Genomic DNA, 813 nt, shown 5'->3' with positions numbered 1-813 from the left:
GGTAATATAAATTAATCTGTGCTTTTAGAAATAAAACGCTCTAATCTGGCAATAATCAAAATATAACCAGAAGGGAGCGTTTTTTTATGAGTACTTTACCAAAAGAAGTATTAAGAGAAATGATTACACAAGGTAATTTGAAAACAGCAGGAGATCTTCATAGCTATCTAAAGGATATGTTTAAAGATGCACTTCAAGAAATGCTAGAAGCTGAATTAGAAGTGGAATTAGGTTATTCAAAAGGAGATAAGAAAAATAAACAGACAAAAAACCGTAGGAATGGATATACAGAAAAAACAGTGAAAACACAATATGGTGAATTGCCGTTAGAAGTACCTCGAGATAGAAATGGCGATTTTGAGCCAGTTGTTGTTCCAAAGAATAAAAGAAACATATCAGGTATAGAAGAAAAAGTAATATCTCTTTATGCAAGAGGGATGTCAACGAGAGATATACATGAACAAATAAATGAAATATACGGCATAGAAATGTCTGCAGAAATGGTAAGTAAAATTACCGATACAATAATACCTCAAATTAAAGAGTGGCAAAATAGACCGTTAGAATCTGTTTATCCATTCATATTTATGGATGCTATACTTTACAAAGTTAGAGAAGATGGTCAAATAAGAAGCAAAGCAGCCTATATAGTTCTTGGCGTTAATTTAGATGGTTTTAAAGACATATTAGGTATCTGGATTGGAGAAAATGAAACGTCTAAGTTTTGGCTAGGAGTGCTTAATGATTTGAAAAATAGAGGCGTAGACGATGTTTTAATGTTTTGTGTTGATGGGCTAGCCGGTCTAAAAGAAG

1 protein-coding gene is annotated in these 813 nt (G+C 32.5%); it reads left to right on the top strand.

Annotation, left to right across the window (positions count from 1 at the left end; genetic code table 11):
* Positions 1 to 86 precede the first annotated feature (86 nt).
* Positions 87 to 813: IS256 family transposase (locus AYC61_RS00990; RefSeq protein ID WP_156456282.1), on the top strand; the 727-nt coding region annotated here is incomplete at its 3' end.

The sequence above is a fragment of the Abyssisolibacter fermentans genome, assembly GCF_001559865.1.
Taxonomy (GTDB): domain Bacteria; phylum Bacillota; class Clostridia; order Tissierellales; family MCWD3; genus Abyssisolibacter; species Abyssisolibacter fermentans.
The sequence above is the reverse complement of the archived record's forward strand: the minus strand, read 5'-3'. Positions and strand labels throughout refer to the sequence as shown.